We start from the raw sequence: 17,039 nt of genomic DNA on the forward strand, positions 1-17,039 counted from the left end.
CGCCCCATTTGTGGGTTTGTGCCGCTTGCGGGCCTTGGCCCGCGAGCGGTCCGGCCGCCAGGCCGTTCTTTAAAGCGTTATCGATACAGACATGTCAGATCAGCAGAACACTACTTCCGAGAACAGCGGCTACGGCGCTGACTCGATCAAGATGCTCAAGGGGCTGGAGGCCGTGCGCAAGCGCCCCGGCATGTACATCGGCGACACGTCCGACGGCACCGGCTTGCACCACATGGTGTTCGAAGTCGTGGATAACGCCATCGACGAAGCCCTGGCCGGCCATTGCGACGATATCGTCGTGACGATCCACACCGACAATTCCATTTCGGTCACCGATAACGGCCGCGGCATCCCGACCGATATCCACAAGGAAGACGAATTCCACCGCAGCGCGGCGGAAATCGTCATGACCGAACTGCACGCCGGCGGCAAGTTCGACCAGAACTCGTACAAGGTGTCCGGCGGCCTGCACGGCGTGGGCGTGTCTTGCGTGAACGCGCTATCCGAATGGCTGCGCCTGACCATCCGCCGCAACGGCCAGGTCCACCAGATGGAATTCCGCCAAGGCGCGCGCGTCGCGCCGCTGGCGGTGACCGGCACGACGGACATGCGCGGCACGGAAGTGCGCTTCCTGGCCGACCCGGTCATCTTCAACAACATCGAATACCACTACGAGATCCTCTCCAAGCGCTTGCGCGAGCTCTCGTTCCTGAACAACGGCGTGAAGATCCGCCTGGTCGACCAGCGCCAGGGCAAGGAAGAGAACTTCGCATTCTCGGGCGGCGTGAAGGGTTTCGTCGAATACATCAACCGCACCAAGACCGTGCTGCACCCGAACGTGTTCTCGGTCACCACCGAGTCCGCCGCCGGCGGCGTGTCGGTGGGCGTGGAAGTGGCGATGCAGTGGAACGACAGCTACAGCGAAAGCGTGCTGTGCTTTACCAACAACATCCCGCAGCGCGACGGTGGTTCGCACTTGACCGGCCTGCGCGCGGCCATGACCCGCATCCTGAACAAATACATCGCCGACAACGAGCTGGCCAAGAAGGCCAAGGTCGAAACGTCGGGCGACGACATGCGCGAAGGCCTGGCCTGCGTGCTGTCGGTGAAGGTGCCCGAGCCCAAGTTCAGCAGCCAGACCAAGGACAAGCTGGTCTCGAGCGAAGTGCGTCCGGCCGTCGAAGAAGCCGTGGCCCGCACGCTGGAGACCTGGCTGCTTGAGAACCCGAACGACGCCAAGGCGTTGTGCAACAAGATCGTCGAAGCCGCTCGCGCCCGCGAAGCCGCGCGCAAGGCCCGCGAGATGACACGCCGCAAGAGCGTGCTGGAAGGCGCAGGCCTGCCCGGCAAGCTGGCGGACTGCCAGGAAAAGGACCCGGCGCTGTGCGAGCTGTACATCGTCGAGGGTGACTCCGCAGGCGGCTCGGCCAAGCAAGGCCGCGACCGCAAGTTCCAGGCCATTCTGCCGCTGCGTGGCAAGGTGCTGAACGTGGAGAAGGCGCGCTTTGACCGCCTGATCGCCAGCGAACAGATCGCCACGCTGATCACGGCGCTGGGCACCAGCATCGGCCCTGATTTCAACGTGGACAAGCTGCGCTACCACCGCCTGATCATCATGACCGACGCGGACGTGGACGGCGCGCACATCCGCACGCTGCTGCTGACGCTGCTGTATCGCCAGATGCCTGAACTGGTGCAGCGCGGCTATGTGTATATCGCCCAGCCGCCGCTGTACAAGGTGAAGGTTGGCCGCGAAGAGCGCTATCTGAAGGACGACCAGGAAGAAGCGCAGTTCATGCTGCAGCTGGCGCTGAAAGATGCCGAGATCATCTCGGGTGGCAACATCATCCGCGGCGATGAACTCACCGACCTGGCCAGCCAATATGTGGCGGCCGACGGTGTCATCGCGCGTTTGGCGAAGGTGTTCGACGTGGGCGCCCTGTCGGCCATGGCCGAAGGGGTTGAGATCAATCTGGAAACGGCCGAGTCCACCGCCGATTCCGCCAAGCGCCTGGCTGACGCCATGCGTGATCCGGTCAGCGGCAACGGCGTGGAAGTGGTGCCGCAGTTTGATGAAGCCACCGAGCGCCATCGTTTGTCGGTGCAGCGCATGCACCACGGCAACGTGCGCGTCAGCATCATCGACGCCGACTTCGTCAACGGTTCGGACTACGGCATCCTGTCCAAGGCGGCCAAGAGCTTCCTGGGCAAGGTTGGTTCGCGGTCGCTGGCCGCCCGCGGCGAAGGCGACAAGCGCAAGGAACAGACCGTGTCCGACTTCCGCGAAGCCATGCAGTGGCTGCGCAGCGAAGCCGACCGCAGCATCTCGAAGCAGCGCTACAAGGGTCTGGGTGAAATGAACCCGGAACAGTTGTGGGAAACCACGATGGACCCGAAGGTGCGCCGCCTGTTGCGCGTGCAGATCGAAGACGCCATCGCGGCGGACGAGGTCTTCACGACGCTGATGGGCGACGACGTGGAACCGCGCCGTGCGTTCATCGAAAGGAACGCGCTGTCGGCGGGCAATATCGACGCTTGATCGCGGCTGCTGTGTCGTAGCGAAGGCCAGCCTTGACGGGCTGGCCTTTGTTTTTTCTGTTGCAAGGATGCAGTGATGGGTAATCGGGCGTGGTTGGGTTTGCAGTCGGAACACGATCGCCAGGCGGTGTCGGCGGAAATCGCCAGCGCCAACGGCAATTTGCCGACCTTGTGGCAGGTGCTGTTGGCCGATGGCGAGTTGTCGCAAGCGGACACGTCGCAGCGGGTGTTCGGCGATGCCGGCGCCGCGGGACTGGCAGCGCCGGCGCACGCGGCGCATGACCGCTTGTGCGAGGTTGCGGCGTTCTTGCTGTCGCATGCCGCAAGCGGCGATGCGCCCTATTGTCTGCAGCTGGATGCCGCAGCCACGTATCTGGCCGAACGGATCGACGGGGAACCCGAAGACGCCCCCTTGTGGATAAGCGCGAATCTGGACGAGCTGGCGTGGATGCATGACGGCGGCGCGGCGGCGTATGCCGGCCATGTGCGCGATCTGTGCAACCGGCGTTGGCTGGCGTTGCGCGAGGCGATGGCGGCGCAAGACGTGGCGGGCGTCCTGCGCTTGCTGGAAGTGCGCGATGTGGATGATGCCTCGGGGTGGGCGTGGCGCTTCGGGTTTGGCGGCCTGGATCATCCCTACTTCGTCGAGCAGGAGCCGGCGCGTGCCGTTCGGTATGAAGACTTCGTGGCTGATGCCGGCGAAGGGGGCGACGACGACCGCGACGATACGCACCTGGGCGAAGGATTGCATCGCTTTGTTGTGGACAACGCGTGGGGCGTGCGCGTTGGGCCGGCCGATGGCGGACCGGTGGTGTTGGCGCCGCAGTTCGACGCGATCTGGCCATTTGAGGACGGCGTCGCCACGGTGTTGAAGGACGACAGGCTGGGTTTGATCGACACCGGGGGCCGTGCGCTGATGCCGTGCGTGCTGGATGAGGTGTGGAGTTATGCACAGGGTCTGGTGATGGCGCGCGTCGGGGAGAGAATCGGGTTTGTGGATAAGCAGGGGGCGTGGGCCATCCCGCCGCGTTTCGAGTCCGCAGGCGATTTCTCGCCCGGAGGTTTGGCCCCCGCGTATGAGGCCGGGCAATGGGGCTTGATCGACTTGCACGGCGCGTGGCGGGTGCCGCCGCAGTGGGACGACATCAATTGGGAAGACGCGCTGCATGCTTATGTGACGCAGCGCGGCGCAATGCAGGGGTTGATCGATGTACAGGGATGCCAGGTGCTGGACGCCGTGTACGACGCAATGGGGCCGGTGGATACCGAGACGGATGCCGCGGCGCAATGGGCCAACGGCCAGATGCGGATCCGCGTCCTGACCGGGGACAACCAGCGCGGAATCGTCGACGGCCAGGGCAAGGTGCGGGTGCCCGTGGCGTACACCGATCTGGGCGACATCGTGTGGTTGCCGTCGGACGATCCCGCCGAAATCACCCCCGCGCCTGCCGGGCAGGCTGGCCGGTATGTGCGCGTGTTGCAGTGCGAGGACCACTCGGAATGGGACGCGTGGTTCCAAGGCGTCTACGACATGCGGGAAGGCCGCGAGGTGGTGCCTTGCGCGCAGCAGATGGTGTTCGGCTTGAAATGGGGGGTGGCCTACGGTTGGTTATGCGCGGCGGCGCCCGAGACCCCTTCAGAACACAGCCCGGACGGTTTGCAGGTGGGCATTGCGGCGGCGGATGGCGCCTGGGTGCATGAACCGGTCTACGCCTGGATCGGCGCGCCGGCCTCGTTGCGGACGGTTGACGGCATCCATGGCGGGCCGCCTGAGATTACGCGGCAGTGGGGTCAGGGGCTGGCCGTGCGGGCGGCACGGGCAGACACGGGAACGTTGGAGTGGCTGTATCCGGATGGCCGGACGGCGCGTTCGTAGGGGTATCGCCGGGCGCTAGGCCGCCACGTCGCACACCTGCTTGATCGTCTGCCGCAACCACCGGTGCGCCGGGTCGCTGTCCAGGCGCGGCGGCCAGGCCTGCACGACTCGCACGGGTGGCATGGACAGCGGCACGGGAAAGCTGCGCAATGCCAAGCCCAGCCGTTCAATTCCGGGCATCAGATGCTGCGGCATGGATGGCAGGATCAGGTCGGAATCGGCCAGGGCGAAGATAGCGGCGTGGAACGTGGGCGTGATGAGCGAGACGCGCCGGGTCAGGCTCAGATCGGCCAGCGCCAGGTCGATGGGCCCTTGCGCCCGGCCGCGGCGGGACACGCTGATGTGGTCGTAGGCCGTCAGGCGCTGCGGGGTGATGGCGCCTTTGAAGATGGCGTGCTCGGCGCGCGCCAGGCCGCAGAATGAGGTGGTGAAGAGCGTTTGCACCTTGATGTCCGCGCCGAATTTCTGCGACGAGCCGATATAGAGGTCGGCGTCGCCGCTGAGCGCGTCGCTGTCGTCTTCGCCTTCGGAAAGAAAGCGCAGCACGCTGTGGGGAGCATAACGGCGCAGGTGTTCGCGCAGGCGGCCGCCGAAGGCGCCGACGAACACGTCATTGGCGCGCAGGGTGAAGACGCGCGTCAACGTGCCCAGGTTGACGTCCTGGCTGAAGGCGGAGAACACGGATTGCGCCTGCTCGACCACGCTGCGCACCTGGTCGCGCAGTTCAAGCGCGCGCGGCGTGGGCGCCAGGCCCCGGCCTGAACGCACAAGGACCGGATCGCCCACCGCTTCGCGGATGCGGGCCAGGGTGCGGCTCATGGCCGGGGTGCTCAGGTTGAGCCGGCGCGCGGCACCGGCGACGCTGCCTTCCTGGATCAGCACGTCCAGAGTCAGCAGCAGGTTGAGGTCTGGCGTATTCATGGCGCCAAGCATAGCGCGCCCATACGGCCAGGCGTCGCGTTCAGGGTTGCGCCAGGCGCAATCGTGGATTGCACGCGGCGGCATTCCCCGGTGCGGGAGCGGACGCCACTATTGCGCACCTGGCGGTGCATGGGCGCCAGCCGGACAAACCAAGGAGAGACAAATGGCGCTGGACGTACTGGAGCTGCATCATCACGCGGTGCGCATGCCGCTTGGCAAGGTGGCGGCCATGGGCGCGTTCTATGGGGACGTGCTGGGATTGGATACGGATAACGGCCGCTGGGAGATCCCGGGTATCGCGGGGTACTTCCTGGACCTGGGCAACGATTGCCAGATCCATCTGCTGGGCAGCGACGGCCCCTCGCCCTATTCCCAAGGGCCCGGCTGCGACCCGGTGGAAAACCACGTGGCGCTGGCGGTGCGGGATATCGCCGAAGCCGAAGCCGAGCTGCAGCGGCAGGGCGTGGACTACTGGAAGCTGGACAACGTGGCGGCACCCGAGCTGATGCAGTTGTTCCTGCGCGACCCGGTGGGCAACCTGATTGAACTGCATCAGATCGGCCGGTGCCGCTGTAAGCGCAGCGACCGCTTGTTCGCCGACCAGAAGGCGGCGGCCGGCGCGGCGCCGACGCAAGCCGCCGCACAAGACTGATGCGCCGGGGATAAGCCATGTTCATCGATTTGAATGCGCTGTCGGGCCCCGCCCGCTACAAGCTGCTGACCGCCGCGATCGTGCCGCGCCCCATTGCCTGGATCGTGTCGCGCGATGCGCGGGGGGCGACGAACGTGGCACCCTTCTCGTTCTTCAACCTGATGTCGGGTGACCCGCCGCTGATCTGCGTGGGCATCGGGATGCGCGACGGCGCGCCCAAGGACACCGCCCGTAATATTGCCGAGCGCGGCGAGTTCACCGTCAATCTGGTGTCGGTGCGCCTGGCCGCCAGAATGAACGTCACGGCGGTGGACTTTCCGGCCGGCGTGGACGAATCGGTGGAGGCCGGCCTGGTGTTGTCGCCCTCCGAGCGCATCGGCGTGCCGCGGGTGATGCAGTCACCCGTCGCGTTCGAGTGCCGGGTGCACGAACTGCTGCGCATCGACGGCCGCAGCCTGGTGGTGGCCGATGTGGCGGCCATGCACGTGCAGGATGATCTGGTGGCCGACCGGGAACACTTGTACCTGGACGGCCCGAAAATGGACTTGCTGGCCAGGTTGCACAACCCCGGCTGGTACAGCCGCCCGCAGCCGGCCTTCCAGATGCCGCAACTGAACCTGGCCCAGTGGGAGGCCTTGAAGCAGTCGGGCGAGGCGGAGCGCTACCTGGAGACGCCGCGGATATAGGACGGTGGCGCGCGCTGTCCGGCCTGGCGCGCCCCTCTCTTTCAGCGCGCAGGCCCCTGCAGCGCCCTTTCCTTCACCGCCTTCCCGTCATCGCGCCGGCCGCGCTTTCAGGTCGGCCATCTCTTCGGTCATCAATTGGTGCGCATAGCGCGAGAACACGCTGACCAGCCGCGTGCGGGTGTGGTACGGCGGATATAGCAGCGCCACCGTGACTGGCACTGACGGGCTGAAAGGCCGGACCTCGACGCCGTTGGCTTCGTATTCTTCGCGGGCGGCCAGCGGGTTGATCAGGGCCACGCCCAGGCCGGCGCCCACCAGCGCGCACACCGACGAGCCCAGCCCGGCCTCGGCCACCGTCTGCCGTTCCACCTTGGCGGCCTTGAAGACGGCGTCGATCTTCTCGCGCAGCGGGGTGGCGCTGGGAAACGAGATGAAGGGCTCGCCCGCGAAGTCGGCGGGCTTGAGTTTTTTCAACTTGGTCAGCCGGTGCCCTTTCGGCAGGACCGCCACGCAGCTCATCGTGAGCACCGGCTCGACCTGGATGCCGGGGCTGTCGCCCGACAGCATGGCCAGCCCCGTGTCGCAGAACCCCGAACTGATCCAGTTATGCACCGCGCTGGCGTTGCCGGAATGGATGGAGACCATCACGTCCGGGTATTCCGTCTTGAAGGCCGCGACGATGCGCGCCAGGATGCCGCCAGCCAGCCGGGGCATGGCGGCCACGCTCAACCGGCTGGCGCTGAACGAGCGGATGCTGGCCGCCGCCGACTCCAGTCCGGCCAGGCCGATGAAGGTCTTTTCGACCTCCTGGAAGAAGCGTGACCCGTCCTGCGTGGGGCTCAGGCGGCTGCCATTGCGGTCGAACAAGGGAAACTGGGTGATCGCTTCCAATTGCGCTATTAAGCGGCTAACGTGCGGCTGCGAGGTATGTACGCGCCGCGCCGCGGCCGTCATCGAGCCGGTCATCATGACGGCTCGGAAGGCCTCGATGTGTCTTAAGCCCATCCGTGGAATGGCCATATCAAATCCGTATAGAGGAATACCTGATTGGAACTGGATAAAACCATACTGCTAGTTGATACTTTTTGCCAGCCGCGGGGCTCATCGCGGGACGCGGCGGCCGCCAAACCTTCTGGCGCCGCCGATCGTGAATACAAACACGCGCCGCACGCACGGCGCCAAGGGAATCAGATGAAAGCATTTGCCGCGATCTCCGTCGCCGCCGCCCTGCTGGGCAGCGCCGCCACCGTTCACGCCGAGGGCCCCAGCCGCCTGGACAAGATCCGGGAAACCGGCGTGATCACCATCGGCCATCCTGAGACCTCGGTCCCCTTCGCCTACCTGGACGGCAACCAGAAGCCGGTCGGTTACACGGTGGAGATCTGCCAGGAAGTCGCCCAGTACGTGAAAGCCGCGCTGAAGCTGCCCAAGCTGGAAGTGCGCTACAACCCGACGACCTCCGCCACGCGCATCCCGCTGCTGGCCAATGGCACGATCGACCTGGAATGCGGCAACACCACGAATAACGTGGACCGCCACAAGCTGGTGTCGTTCGCGCCCACGACCTTCGTGGCGCAAGTGGTGCTGGTGGCGCGCAAGGACGGCGGCGTGGATCCCAACAACCTGGAATCGTTCCGCGGCAAGACCATCGCGGCCCAGGCCGGCGGCCAGACCTTCCGGCTGATTTCGGGCCTGAACGCCAAGGGCAACCTGGGCATCACCATGGCGCCCACGAAGGATACCGCCGAGACCATCCTGATGGTGGAATCGGGCCGCGCCGCGGGGTCGGCCAATGACGACGGTATCGCCTACGGCGCCGTGGCCTCGTCGAAGAACCCGGACGCGTTCGTGATCGGCAAGAAGGGTCTGGAAGTGGCGCCCTACGGCATCATGGAACCCAAGGACGACCCTGCCTTCAAGAAGGTGGTGGACGACGCCGTGCTGGACCTGATCAAGACCGGTAAAGTGGCCGCGATCTATGACAAGTACTTCAATTCGCCGATCCCGCCCAAGCAGATCAACCTGAAGTATCCGATGAGCGACGCCCTGAAGCGCGCGCTGGCCAACCCGACCGATTCGGGCGACCCCAAGGCATACGAGTAAGCAGGTTGTCCGCGGGACGCCATGTGCGTCCCGCGGCGGTTTTGGGGCAAGGCGCCGCGGCCGGCGCCGATCTAGGGCACAGGCATGAATTACAACTGGAGTTGGAGCGTCTTCCTGGAGATGTCGCCGGATGGCGTGCATACCTTCCTGGAAACGATCCTGATCGGCGTGGGCTGGACGCTGGCGCTGGCGTTGACGGCGTGGGTGTTTTCGCTGCTGTTGGGATCGTGGCTGGGCGTGATGCGCACGGCGCAGTCCCGGCTGATGAATGTGCTGGGCGCGACGTATGTGGAGATCTTCCGCAACGTGCCGCTGCTGGTGCAGATGTTCCTGTGGTATTTCGTGCTGCCCGAATTGCTGCCGCATGCGTGGGGCCTGGCGATGAAGCAGATGCCGCAGCCCTGGGGGCAGTTCGTGCCTGCCGTGCTGTGCCTGGGCTTTTACGGGTCGGCGCGGGTGGCCGAGCAATTGCGCGCGGGCATCCAGTCGCTGCCACGCGGCCAGTTCCAGGCGGGCACCGCGCTGGGGCTGACCGAGGTGCAGGTGTACCGCTACATCATCCTGCCCGAGGCGTTCCGCATCGTGCTGCCGCCCTTGACGTCGGAATTCATGGGCACCATCAAGTATTCGTCGGTGGCGCTGACGATCGGCCTGTTGGAGCTGACCGGCCAGGCGCGCTCCATGCAGGAATTCAGCTTCCATATTTTCGAGGCGTTCTCCGCCGCCACGGTGATCTACCTGATCATCAACGGCATCGTCGTGCTGGGCATGCGCCTGCTTGAGCGCCATGTCGCGGTTCCCGGGCTGATCGGTTCAACCGGCAAGAGCCGCTAGGGGGCGCCATGGGTAAATTCGATTTCGATGTGATCTGGACCGCGTTGCCCTATCTGTTCCAGACGGGCATGACATTCACGCTGACGCTGACCGCGCTGGCTGCGGTGATGGGGCTGGCGCTGGGCACGCTGCTGGCCATGATGCGGTTGTCGCGCTTCAAGATCCTGTCGGTGCCGGCGGGCATCTATGTGAACGTGATGCGATCGATCCCGCTGCTGCTGGTGATCTTCTGGTTCTACTTCCTGGTGCCGTACATCGCCGCCTGGGTGGTGGGGTCGCCCACGCCGTTGCGCGTGGGGGCGTTCAATTCGGCGGTGATCACCTTCACCCTGTTCGAGGCCGCGTACTTTTGCGAAATCATGCGCGCGGGCATCCAGTCGATTGCGCGCGGGCAGGTGTCGGCCAGCATGGCGATCGGCCTCTCGCCCTGGCAGGGCATGCGCTACGTGGTGCTGCCGCAGGCCTTCCGCAACATGGTGCCGGCGCTGCTGACGCGCGTGATCATCCTGTTCCAGGACACGTCGCTGGTCTACGTGCTGTCGTTGACGGATTTCCTGGGCGCGGCCTCCAAGATCGGCCAGCGCGACGGCCGGCTGGTTGAACTCTATCTTTTCGTGGCGGTGGTGTATTTCGTGATCTGTTTCACGGCATCCCGTCTGGTCAAGCTGCTGGAAAAGCGCACCCGGGTGTTGCGCTGAGCGCCCCGGCTCCGCTATCCGTTATCCACAGGTTCTACGATGCAACTCTCTCCGACGCCTCCGATGATCGAGATCAACCAGGTCAGCAAGTGGTATGGCGCCTTTCAGGTGCTGGATGCCTGCACGACGAAAGTCGAAAAAGGCGAGGTCGTGGTGGTCTGCGGGCCGTCGGGATCCGGCAAGTCGACCCTGATCAAGACCGTGAACGCGCTGGAACCCTTCCAGAAGGGCGACATCACGGTCAACGGCATTTCGGTCGGCGATCCGCGCACCAACCTGCCCAAGCTGCGATCGGTGGCCGGCATGGTGTTCCAGCACTTTGAGCTGTTCCCGCACCTGTCGGTGACCGAGAACCTGTGCCTGGGCCAGGTGAAGGTGCTGCGCCGAAGCAAGGACGAGGCCCGCGCGCGGGCGCTGTCGCTGCTTGAACGCGTGGGCCTGTCGGCGCACAAGGACAAGCATCCCGGCGAACTGTCTGGCGGCCAGCAGCAGCGCGTGGCGATCGCGCGCGCGCTGTCGATGGACCCGGTGGTGATGCTGTTCGACGAGCCGACCTCGGCCCTGGACCCGGAGATGGTCAACGAGGTGCTGGACGTGATGACCGACCTGGCCAGCGAAGGCATGACGATGATGGTGGTGACCCATGAAATGGGATTCGCCCGCCGTGTCGCCGACCGTGTGATCTTCATGGACGGCGGCAAGATTGTCGAAGACTGCGTGAAAGACGCGTTCTTCGGCAATGTGGAGGAGCGTGCCCCGCGCACGCGCCAGTTTCTTTCCAAAATTCTGCAGCACTGAAAGCCATGACCCAGCGGACCCCCGCCGACCTTCCCAGCGCCTCTGTCGACCTGCGCAGCGATACGGTCACCCACCCCACCGCAGCCATGTACGAGCGCATGCGCACTGCGCCGATCGGCGATGACGGCCTGGACGGCGACCCTTCCGTGCGTGCGCTGGAAGCGCATGTGGCGGCCCGCCTGGGCAAGGAAGCCGGGCTGTTCGTGCCCAGCTGCACCATGGCCAACCTGTTGGCCGTGCTGGCGCAGACGCAGCGCAACGAGCAGGTCGTGCTGGAGTCGTCGGCCCACATGTACACGTCCGAGCGCGGCGCCGCCACCTTCACCGGCCTGTTCTACCAGGGCGTGTCCGGCACCGACGGTGCGATGGACCTGAACCGGCTGGACGACGCGCTGCTGTCCGGCGGCCATCGCCTGAAGACCTCGCTGGTGGCGATGGAAACCTCGCACAACAACGCCGGGGGCGCCGTCCTGCCGCTGGACCACATGCGGGCGGTGTACGGCATGGCCAACGGCGCCGGCATCCCGGTACACCTGGACGGCGCGCGCCTGTTCAACGCGGCCGTGGCGCTGGACGTACCGGCCGCGGAGATCACGCAATTCGCCGACACGGTGTCGCTGTGCCTGTCCAAGGGCCTGAGCGCGCCCGTGGGCGCCGTGCTGGCGGGCAGCAAGGCGGTGATGTCGCGCGCCCGTACCTTGCGTCGCATGCTGGGCGGCACCCAGCGCCAGTCGGGCATCATGGCGGCGGCCGGGCTGGAAGGCGTGCAGTCGATGACCGAACGGCTGGTCGAAGACCATGCTCGCGCGCGCCGCTTGAGCGACGGCATCAACCGCCTGGCGCCCGCGCTGTCGGCCACCGTGCCGCAGACCAACATCGTGCAGGTCGAGACCGCGGGCACCGGCATGACGAATGCCGAATGGGTGGCCGCCCTGCAGGCGCAAGGCCTGCTGACCCGGCCTTGGGGTCGCACGCGGCTGCGTTGCGTGACCCATCGCCATATCGAAGACGAGGACATCGACATTGCCGTGCAGGCCTTCGCGAAGGTGCTGGAAAAGCAGTGAATTCACCCCGCTGGCGGGTGCCAGCGATGCGATAATAGAGGGATGTCCACGACTCACCTCACCCGAAAAGACTATTTCTGCGCACTGGCGGTCGTGGTCATCTGGGGGCTGAACTTTGTTGTCATGAAGGTCGGCATGCGGGGCTTGTCCCCCATGATGCTTGGCGCGCTGCGGTTTGCGCTGGCGGCCTTCCCCCTGATCCTCTTCGTGCGCCGGCCGCAGCTGCCGTGGCACTGGATCGCGGCCTACGGGCTGGTGCAGGGGTTGGGGCAATTCGGCCTGCTGTTCACCGCGCTGAAATTCGGCATGCCCGCGGGCATGGCCTCGCTGGTCATCCAGACCCAGGCGTTCTTCACCTTGCTGCTGGCCGCGCCCGTGCTGGGCGAGCGAGCCCGCCGCCATCATTGGATCGGACTGGGCGTGGCCGCGGTGGGCCTGGCAGTGATTGCCGGCGGCCGCGGTGAAGGGCCTGGCCAGATGACGATGCTGGGCTTCGCGCTGACGCTGGGCGGGGCGTTCATGTGGGCGGTGTCCAACCTGATCGTGCGCTTGGCCAGCCGCAAAGCGCCTGGCTACGACCCCTTTGCCTTCATCGCCTGGAGCAGCGCCGCGCCGGTGCTGCCGTTCCTGTTGCTGGCGGTGCTGATCGACGGCTGGGAACCGGTGGTGGGCATGGTGACGGGCATCGGCTGGGGCGAGGCGCTGTCGGTGCTGTACCTGGCGGTGCTGGCGACGCTGGTGGCCTACACCTTGTGGACGCAGTTGCTGACGCGCCACCCCGCGGCCAAGATCGCCCCGTTTTCGCTGCTGGTGCCGGTAGTGGGCCTGTGGGCGGCGTCCATGGCCTTCGGCGAGCGCCTGCAGCCGCTGCAATGGGTGGGGGCGGGCTGCGTGCTGGCCGGCCTCATTATCAATCAGGTGGGCGGGCGCTGGATGCGTACCCGCTGACCTTTCGGCTGGCCCCTCGGCTGATCGGACTACGCCATCGCGCCGAGGCGGCGGGGCGCCCCTGCCTCTCGCGCCTACACCTGTTCGAAGCGGATGTAACGCTTGTCGGTGTACTCCCGGCGCGTCGTGATTTCCTGCACCTGCGCGCCCGGCGGGCCGCGCCGCAACCATTCCAGCATGTGGTCGACCTGGTCGGGCGAGCCCTGCACCAGGGCCTCTACCGTGCCGTCCAGCAGATTCTGCACCCATCCCGTCACGCCCAGCAGGTGAGCGCGGCGCACGGTGGCGTGGCGGTATCCCACGCCTTGCACCGTACCGCTGACGGTGACGAGGACGGTTTCGATATGGGTGTCGGAGCGAGGGGCTTGCATGGATATTTTCCTTCGGATGATGCGCCGCCCGACGCGTAGAGCGTAGGCGGTTGTGGCTACGGCAGATGGTCTATAGGCCCGGTGGGCATCGAAGCGATACGTTAGAGCTCATGTCAAAACGTGCCAACGGGAACACCCGCTACCAGAGCTTGGAGAAGCCATTATGGAAGAGACCAGTTTGTTGTCGGAAACAGAGACAGCGCGCTACAGGGACCAGGGTTACCTGGCCCTGAAGGACATGTGCCCGCAGGATGAGGTCGGGTACATCCGCCGGACGCTGCTGGACCTGTTCGCGAACAAGACCGGCTACAACGAGGGGGCGCAGTACGACTTCGTCAGCCGGGACGATCCGTCCAAGCCGGCCAAGTTTCCCAGCCTGCACGATCCGCGCCATTATGCCCCTGGTCTGCTGAAGACGGCGTATCACGAGCGCACGCTGGACCTGGCGCGGCAGCTGCTGGGCGAGGACGCCGCCCTGTACGGGGAACACGCGTTGCTCAAGCCCGGCCCGCACGGTCCGGAAACCCCTTGGCACCAGGACGAGGCGTTCCGGTCGCCCGATTTCATCTACAACGAACTGAGCATCTGGCTGGCCCTGCAGCCGGCGACCATCGAGAACGGATGCATGCAATTCATCCCGGGCTCGAACAAATGGGATGTGCTGGAGCACCGTTCGCCCGGCGGCGACAAGACGCTGCACCCGCTGGAGTGCTGCGGCGACTTTGCCCGCGACCAGGCCGTGGCCGAACCGCTGGACCCGGGCGGCATCACCGTGCATGACGCCCGCACGCTGCACTTCACCGGCCCCAATACGTCGCCGTCGCCGCGGCTGGCCTACATCCTGATCTACAACACCCCGCCCGTTTACAAGCCGGGGCGGCGCGAATTCCCGTGGCTGGAAGGCCGCTGGACCGACAGCCAGACCCGCAAGAAGCAGTGGCATAAGCGCGGCGGGCTGGCCGTGGACGTGATGCGGCGGCTGCCGGGCGCGCGGCTGACCAGCCCGCGCTGGGTGGCTTGGGCCACGATCCGGGCGGTCAGCAAGGTCTGGCCGAGATAGCTTGGGTGGACAGGGGCCGCAGAGCTCCGGTCCGAGGGGGGCGAACGAGGCCGGCAAGCGCACGCTTGCCGGCCTCGGCGCGTATACTGGGCGGCGCCGCGGGGCGTTGCCGCCCCTGCGCAGTGGCGAAGCCGCCGCAGCCGGCGGCACCAGACTCCAGAAAAACGAAACGCAGCTGGCGCACCTCTATCACTCCTCAGACCTCCCATGACCGCTAACCTTTCTACGATCACCTGCATCGAAGATTTGCGCGCCATTGCGCAAAAGCGCGTGCCGCGCATGTTCTACGACTACGCCGATTCCGGCGCCTGGACCGAAGGCACCTACCGCGCCAATGAAAGCGACTTCCAGAAGATCAAGCTGCGCCAGCGCGTGGCGGTGAACATGGAAGGCCGGTCGTTGCGCACCACCATGGCGGGCCATGATGTCGTGATGCCGCTGGCGATCTCGCCTACCGGCCTGACCGGCATGCAGCATGCGGACGGGGAGATCCTGGCGGCCAAGGCCGCGGCCGACTTCGGCGTGCCGTTCACCTTGTCCACGATGAGCATCTGCTCGCTGGAAGACGTGGCCGAGGCCACCAAAAAGCCGTTCTGGTTCCAGCTCTACGTGATGCGTGACCGCGAATTCGTGGCCAACCTGATCGACCGCGCCAAGGCCGCGGGCTGCACCGCCCTGGTGCTGACGCTGGACTTGCAGATCCTGGGCCAGCGCCACAAGGACATCAAAAATGGCCTGTCGACGCCGCCCAAGCCCACGCTGCGCAACCTGATCAATCTGGCGACCAAGCCGCGTTGGTGCATGGGCATGCTGGGCACCAAGCGCCGCACTTTCGGCAACATCGTGGGCCACGCCAAGGGCGTGAGCGACCTGTCGTCCCTGTCGGCGTGGACGGCCGAACAATTCGACCCGCGCCTGAGCTGGGACGACGTGGAATGGATCAAGCAGCGCTGGGGCGGCAAGCTGATCATCAAGGGCATCCTGGATGCGGAAGACGCGCAATTGGCGGCCGATAGCGGCGCCGACGCGCTGATCGTCAGCAACCATGGCGGACGCCAGCTGGACGGCGCCATGTCCTCGATCGCGGCCTTGCCGTCGATCGCCGACGCGGTGGGCTCGAAGATCGAAGTCTGGATGGACGGCGGCATCCGTTCAGGCCAGGACATCCTGAAGGCCGTGGCGCTGGGCGCGCGCGGCACGATGATCGGACGCGCTTTCCTGTACGGCCTGGGCGCCTACGGCCAGGCGGGCGTGACCCGCGTGCTGGAGCTGCTGTACAAGGAAATGGACACGACGATGGCATTGTGCGGCCGCCGCAATATCGTACCGGGCGACCGCAGCATCCTGTTGCCGGGCACGTACCCGACCTGACGCTACGGGTAAGGCACGACGGCCTGGACATCGGATGCCCAGGCCGTTTTTGTTTCGCGGCGCCGTGTCGTCAGCCCGCGTTTCCCGCACCCAGGAACTGGCTCGGGCGCCGTAGCGCGGGGTCGAACGGGTTGATCTGCGCGCCGACGGCGTCGGCTTCGCGGCGCAGCATTTCCACGATCAGCGGCAGGCGTTCGTCATTGATGCGTTCGATCGGGGCGGCCACGCTCAGCGCCGCCACGGTCACGCCGTTGGGGTCGTAGACCGGCACCGCCAGCCCCGCGATGTTGGGGAACACGCCCTGCCCCTGGCTGCGCGCGTATCGCAGTTCCAGGCATTCCCGAATGCGCACGCGCATCGAGATCTCGTCCACGAAACCCAGATGGTGCAACCGCGGGATATTGAAGCGGATGACCTCTTCGCGTTCGGCCTCCGGCAGGCTGGCCAGCAGCACCAGGCCCCCCTGGCCCATGCCCAGCGGGACGCGGCCGCCGATGTCGCCCGTGTGCGAACGCACAGGAAAAGCGCCGTCGACGCGGTCCACGCAGACCGCGTCGAACCCGCTGCGCACCAACAGGAAGATCGTGTCGTTCAGCATGCCCGACAAGCGCAGCATGGCCGGCCGGTATAGCGAGCGCAGGCTGGACTGGTGCGTGCCGGCTGCCGCCGCCAAGGAGAAGAACGCCACGCTGAGCTGATAGCCCTTGCTTTGGGCGGGCTGCTCCACCACGCCTTCCTGCATCAACCCCTGCAGCACGCGGTGCGCGGTGGCCTGGGCCTGGCCGGTGCGGGCCGCGATGTCGGTCAGGCGCAGCTTTTCGCCTTTGGCGTCGGCCAGCACGCGCAAGACTGCAAAGGCCCGTTGCAAGACGCCCTGGCCGGCGGATTCTTCGCTTGTCTCTGATTTCTTCATTCTGCGGTTCCGATAATCAAAAATATCAGCCTTATTTTTATCAGGAAATTCTAATCAATGGAATTACAAGATAAAAAATTCGATTCTTCGGAAAACCCTAATTGACCCTAGGTTTTAGCAAAACCTAGACTGCCCCATCAAATAAGCCGCCAGGGCGCCGGAAAACCGGCTTGCCGTGGGGGCGCAAAGCCCGCCATGGGCTACGG

The 17,039-nt window shown here is 65.7% G+C and carries 16 protein-coding genes; 12 read left to right on the plus strand and 4 right to left on the minus strand.

The genetic code is table 11. From position 1 onward, the window contains the following. The first annotated feature begins 91 nt into the window (after nt 1-91). Together gyrB and HG262_RS06230 are read left to right on the plus strand one after the other, a co-directional pair. Nucleotides 92-2,539 (plus strand): DNA topoisomerase (ATP-hydrolyzing) subunit B, encoded by a 2,448-nt coding sequence (gene gyrB / locus HG262_RS06225; RefSeq protein WP_169270181.1) that lies wholly within the window; start codon nt 92-94, stop codon nt 2,537-2,539. A gap of 75 nt (nt 2,540-2,614) precedes the next feature. Then, a complete protein-coding gene (locus HG262_RS06230; protein WP_169270182.1) occupies nt 2,615-4,414 on the plus strand; it encodes a WG repeat-containing protein in 1,800 nt (599 codons plus the stop codon). A gap of 15 nt (nt 4,415-4,429) precedes the next feature. On the opposite strand, the gene HG262_RS06235 is transcribed toward HG262_RS06230, so the two are convergent. After that, on the minus strand, nt 4,430-5,335 hold the full coding sequence (locus HG262_RS06235) for a LysR family transcriptional regulator (protein ID WP_169270183.1): 906 nt from the start codon (nt 5,333-5,335) through the stop codon (nt 4,430-4,432). Between the two features lie 163 nt (nt 5,336-5,498). Here HG262_RS06235 and HG262_RS06240 point away from each other — a divergent pair, with 163 nt between their 5' ends. Together HG262_RS06240 and HG262_RS06245 are read left to right on the plus strand one after the other, a co-directional pair. Continuing rightward, nucleotides 5,499-5,987, plus strand: a complete 489-nt coding sequence (locus HG262_RS06240; protein ID WP_169270184.1) for a VOC family protein — start codon at nt 5,499-5,501, stop codon at nt 5,985-5,987. Between the two features lie 17 nt (nt 5,988-6,004). Continuing rightward, nucleotides 6,005-6,673 carry a flavin reductase family protein gene (locus HG262_RS06245; RefSeq protein ID WP_169270185.1) on the plus strand — a complete coding sequence of 223 codons (669 nt, stop codon included), beginning with the start codon at nt 6,005-6,007 and terminating at the stop codon, nt 6,671-6,673. Nucleotides 6,674-6,760: 87 nt separating this feature from the next. On the opposite strand, the gene HG262_RS06250 is transcribed toward HG262_RS06245, so the two are convergent. After that, nucleotides 6,761-7,693 carry a LysR substrate-binding domain-containing protein gene (locus HG262_RS06250; RefSeq protein WP_169270186.1) on the minus strand — a complete coding sequence of 311 codons (933 nt, stop codon included), beginning with the start codon at nt 7,691-7,693 and terminating at the stop codon, nt 6,761-6,763. 171 nt (nt 7,694-7,864) lie between these two features. Between HG262_RS06250 and HG262_RS06255 the strand changes: the two genes are divergently transcribed. The 6 genes from HG262_RS06255 (at nt 7,865) to HG262_RS06280 (ending at nt 13,118) form a co-directional block, all read left to right on the plus strand. Then, nucleotides 7,865-8,776 (plus strand): amino acid ABC transporter substrate-binding protein, encoded by a 912-nt coding sequence (locus HG262_RS06255; RefSeq protein WP_169270187.1) that lies wholly within the window; start codon nt 7,865-7,867, stop codon nt 8,774-8,776. An 84-nt stretch (nt 8,777-8,860) separates the two neighbouring features. After that, the gene (locus HG262_RS06260) at nt 8,861-9,610 is read left to right on the plus strand and encodes an amino acid ABC transporter permease (protein ID WP_169270188.1); all 750 of its coding nucleotides are present in this window, start codon (nt 8,861-8,863) and stop codon (nt 9,608-9,610) included. An 8-nt stretch (nt 9,611-9,618) separates the two neighbouring features. After that, on the plus strand, nt 9,619-10,308 hold the full coding sequence (locus HG262_RS06265; protein ID WP_169270189.1) for an ABC transporter permease subunit: 690 nt from the start codon (nt 9,619-9,621) through the stop codon (nt 10,306-10,308). Nucleotides 10,309-10,371: 63 nt separating this feature from the next. After that, nucleotides 10,372-11,106, plus strand: coding sequence for an amino acid ABC transporter ATP-binding protein (locus HG262_RS06270; RefSeq protein ID WP_169270242.1), 735 nt, complete (start codon nt 10,372-10,374; stop codon nt 11,104-11,106). Between the two features lie 5 nt (nt 11,107-11,111). Beyond that, on the plus strand, nt 11,112-12,170 hold the full coding sequence (locus tag HG262_RS06275; RefSeq protein ID WP_169270190.1) for a GntG family PLP-dependent aldolase: 1,059 nt from the start codon (nt 11,112-11,114) through the stop codon (nt 12,168-12,170). 42 nt (nt 12,171-12,212) lie between these two features. Further along, nucleotides 12,213-13,118 carry an EamA family transporter gene (locus tag HG262_RS06280; RefSeq protein WP_169270191.1) on the plus strand — a complete coding sequence of 302 codons (906 nt, stop codon included), beginning with the start codon at nt 12,213-12,215 and terminating at the stop codon, nt 13,116-13,118. 74 nt (nt 13,119-13,192) lie between these two features. Here the strand turns inward: HG262_RS06280 and HG262_RS06285 are convergent, their stop codons facing one another. Then, entirely contained in the window at nt 13,193-13,489 is a 297-nt protein-coding gene (locus tag HG262_RS06285) for an acylphosphatase (RefSeq protein WP_169270192.1), read from the minus strand. A 163-nt stretch (nt 13,490-13,652) separates the two neighbouring features. Between HG262_RS06285 and HG262_RS06290 the strand changes: the two genes are divergently transcribed. Both HG262_RS06290 and HG262_RS06295 read left to right on the plus strand, forming a co-directional pair. Further along, nucleotides 13,653-14,549, plus strand: a complete 897-nt coding sequence (locus HG262_RS06290) for a phytanoyl-CoA dioxygenase family protein (protein ID WP_169270193.1) — start codon at nt 13,653-13,655, stop codon at nt 14,547-14,549. A gap of 207 nt (nt 14,550-14,756) precedes the next feature. Further along, a complete protein-coding gene (locus tag HG262_RS06295; protein ID WP_169270194.1) occupies nt 14,757-15,920 on the plus strand; it encodes an alpha-hydroxy acid oxidase in 1,164 nt (387 codons plus the stop codon). A gap of 70 nt (nt 15,921-15,990) precedes the next feature. Here HG262_RS06295 and HG262_RS06300 read toward each other — a convergent pair whose 3' ends face one another. Continuing rightward, the gene (locus tag HG262_RS06300; protein WP_169270195.1) at nt 15,991-16,833 is read right to left on the minus strand and encodes an IclR family transcriptional regulator; all 843 of its coding nucleotides are present in this window, start codon (nt 16,831-16,833) and stop codon (nt 15,991-15,993) included. Between the last annotated feature and the right edge of the window lie 206 nt (nt 16,834-17,039).

The sequence above is a fragment of the Achromobacter sp. Bel genome (assembly GCF_012928505.1).
GTDB lineage: Bacteria > Pseudomonadota > Gammaproteobacteria > Burkholderiales > Burkholderiaceae_B > Achromobacter.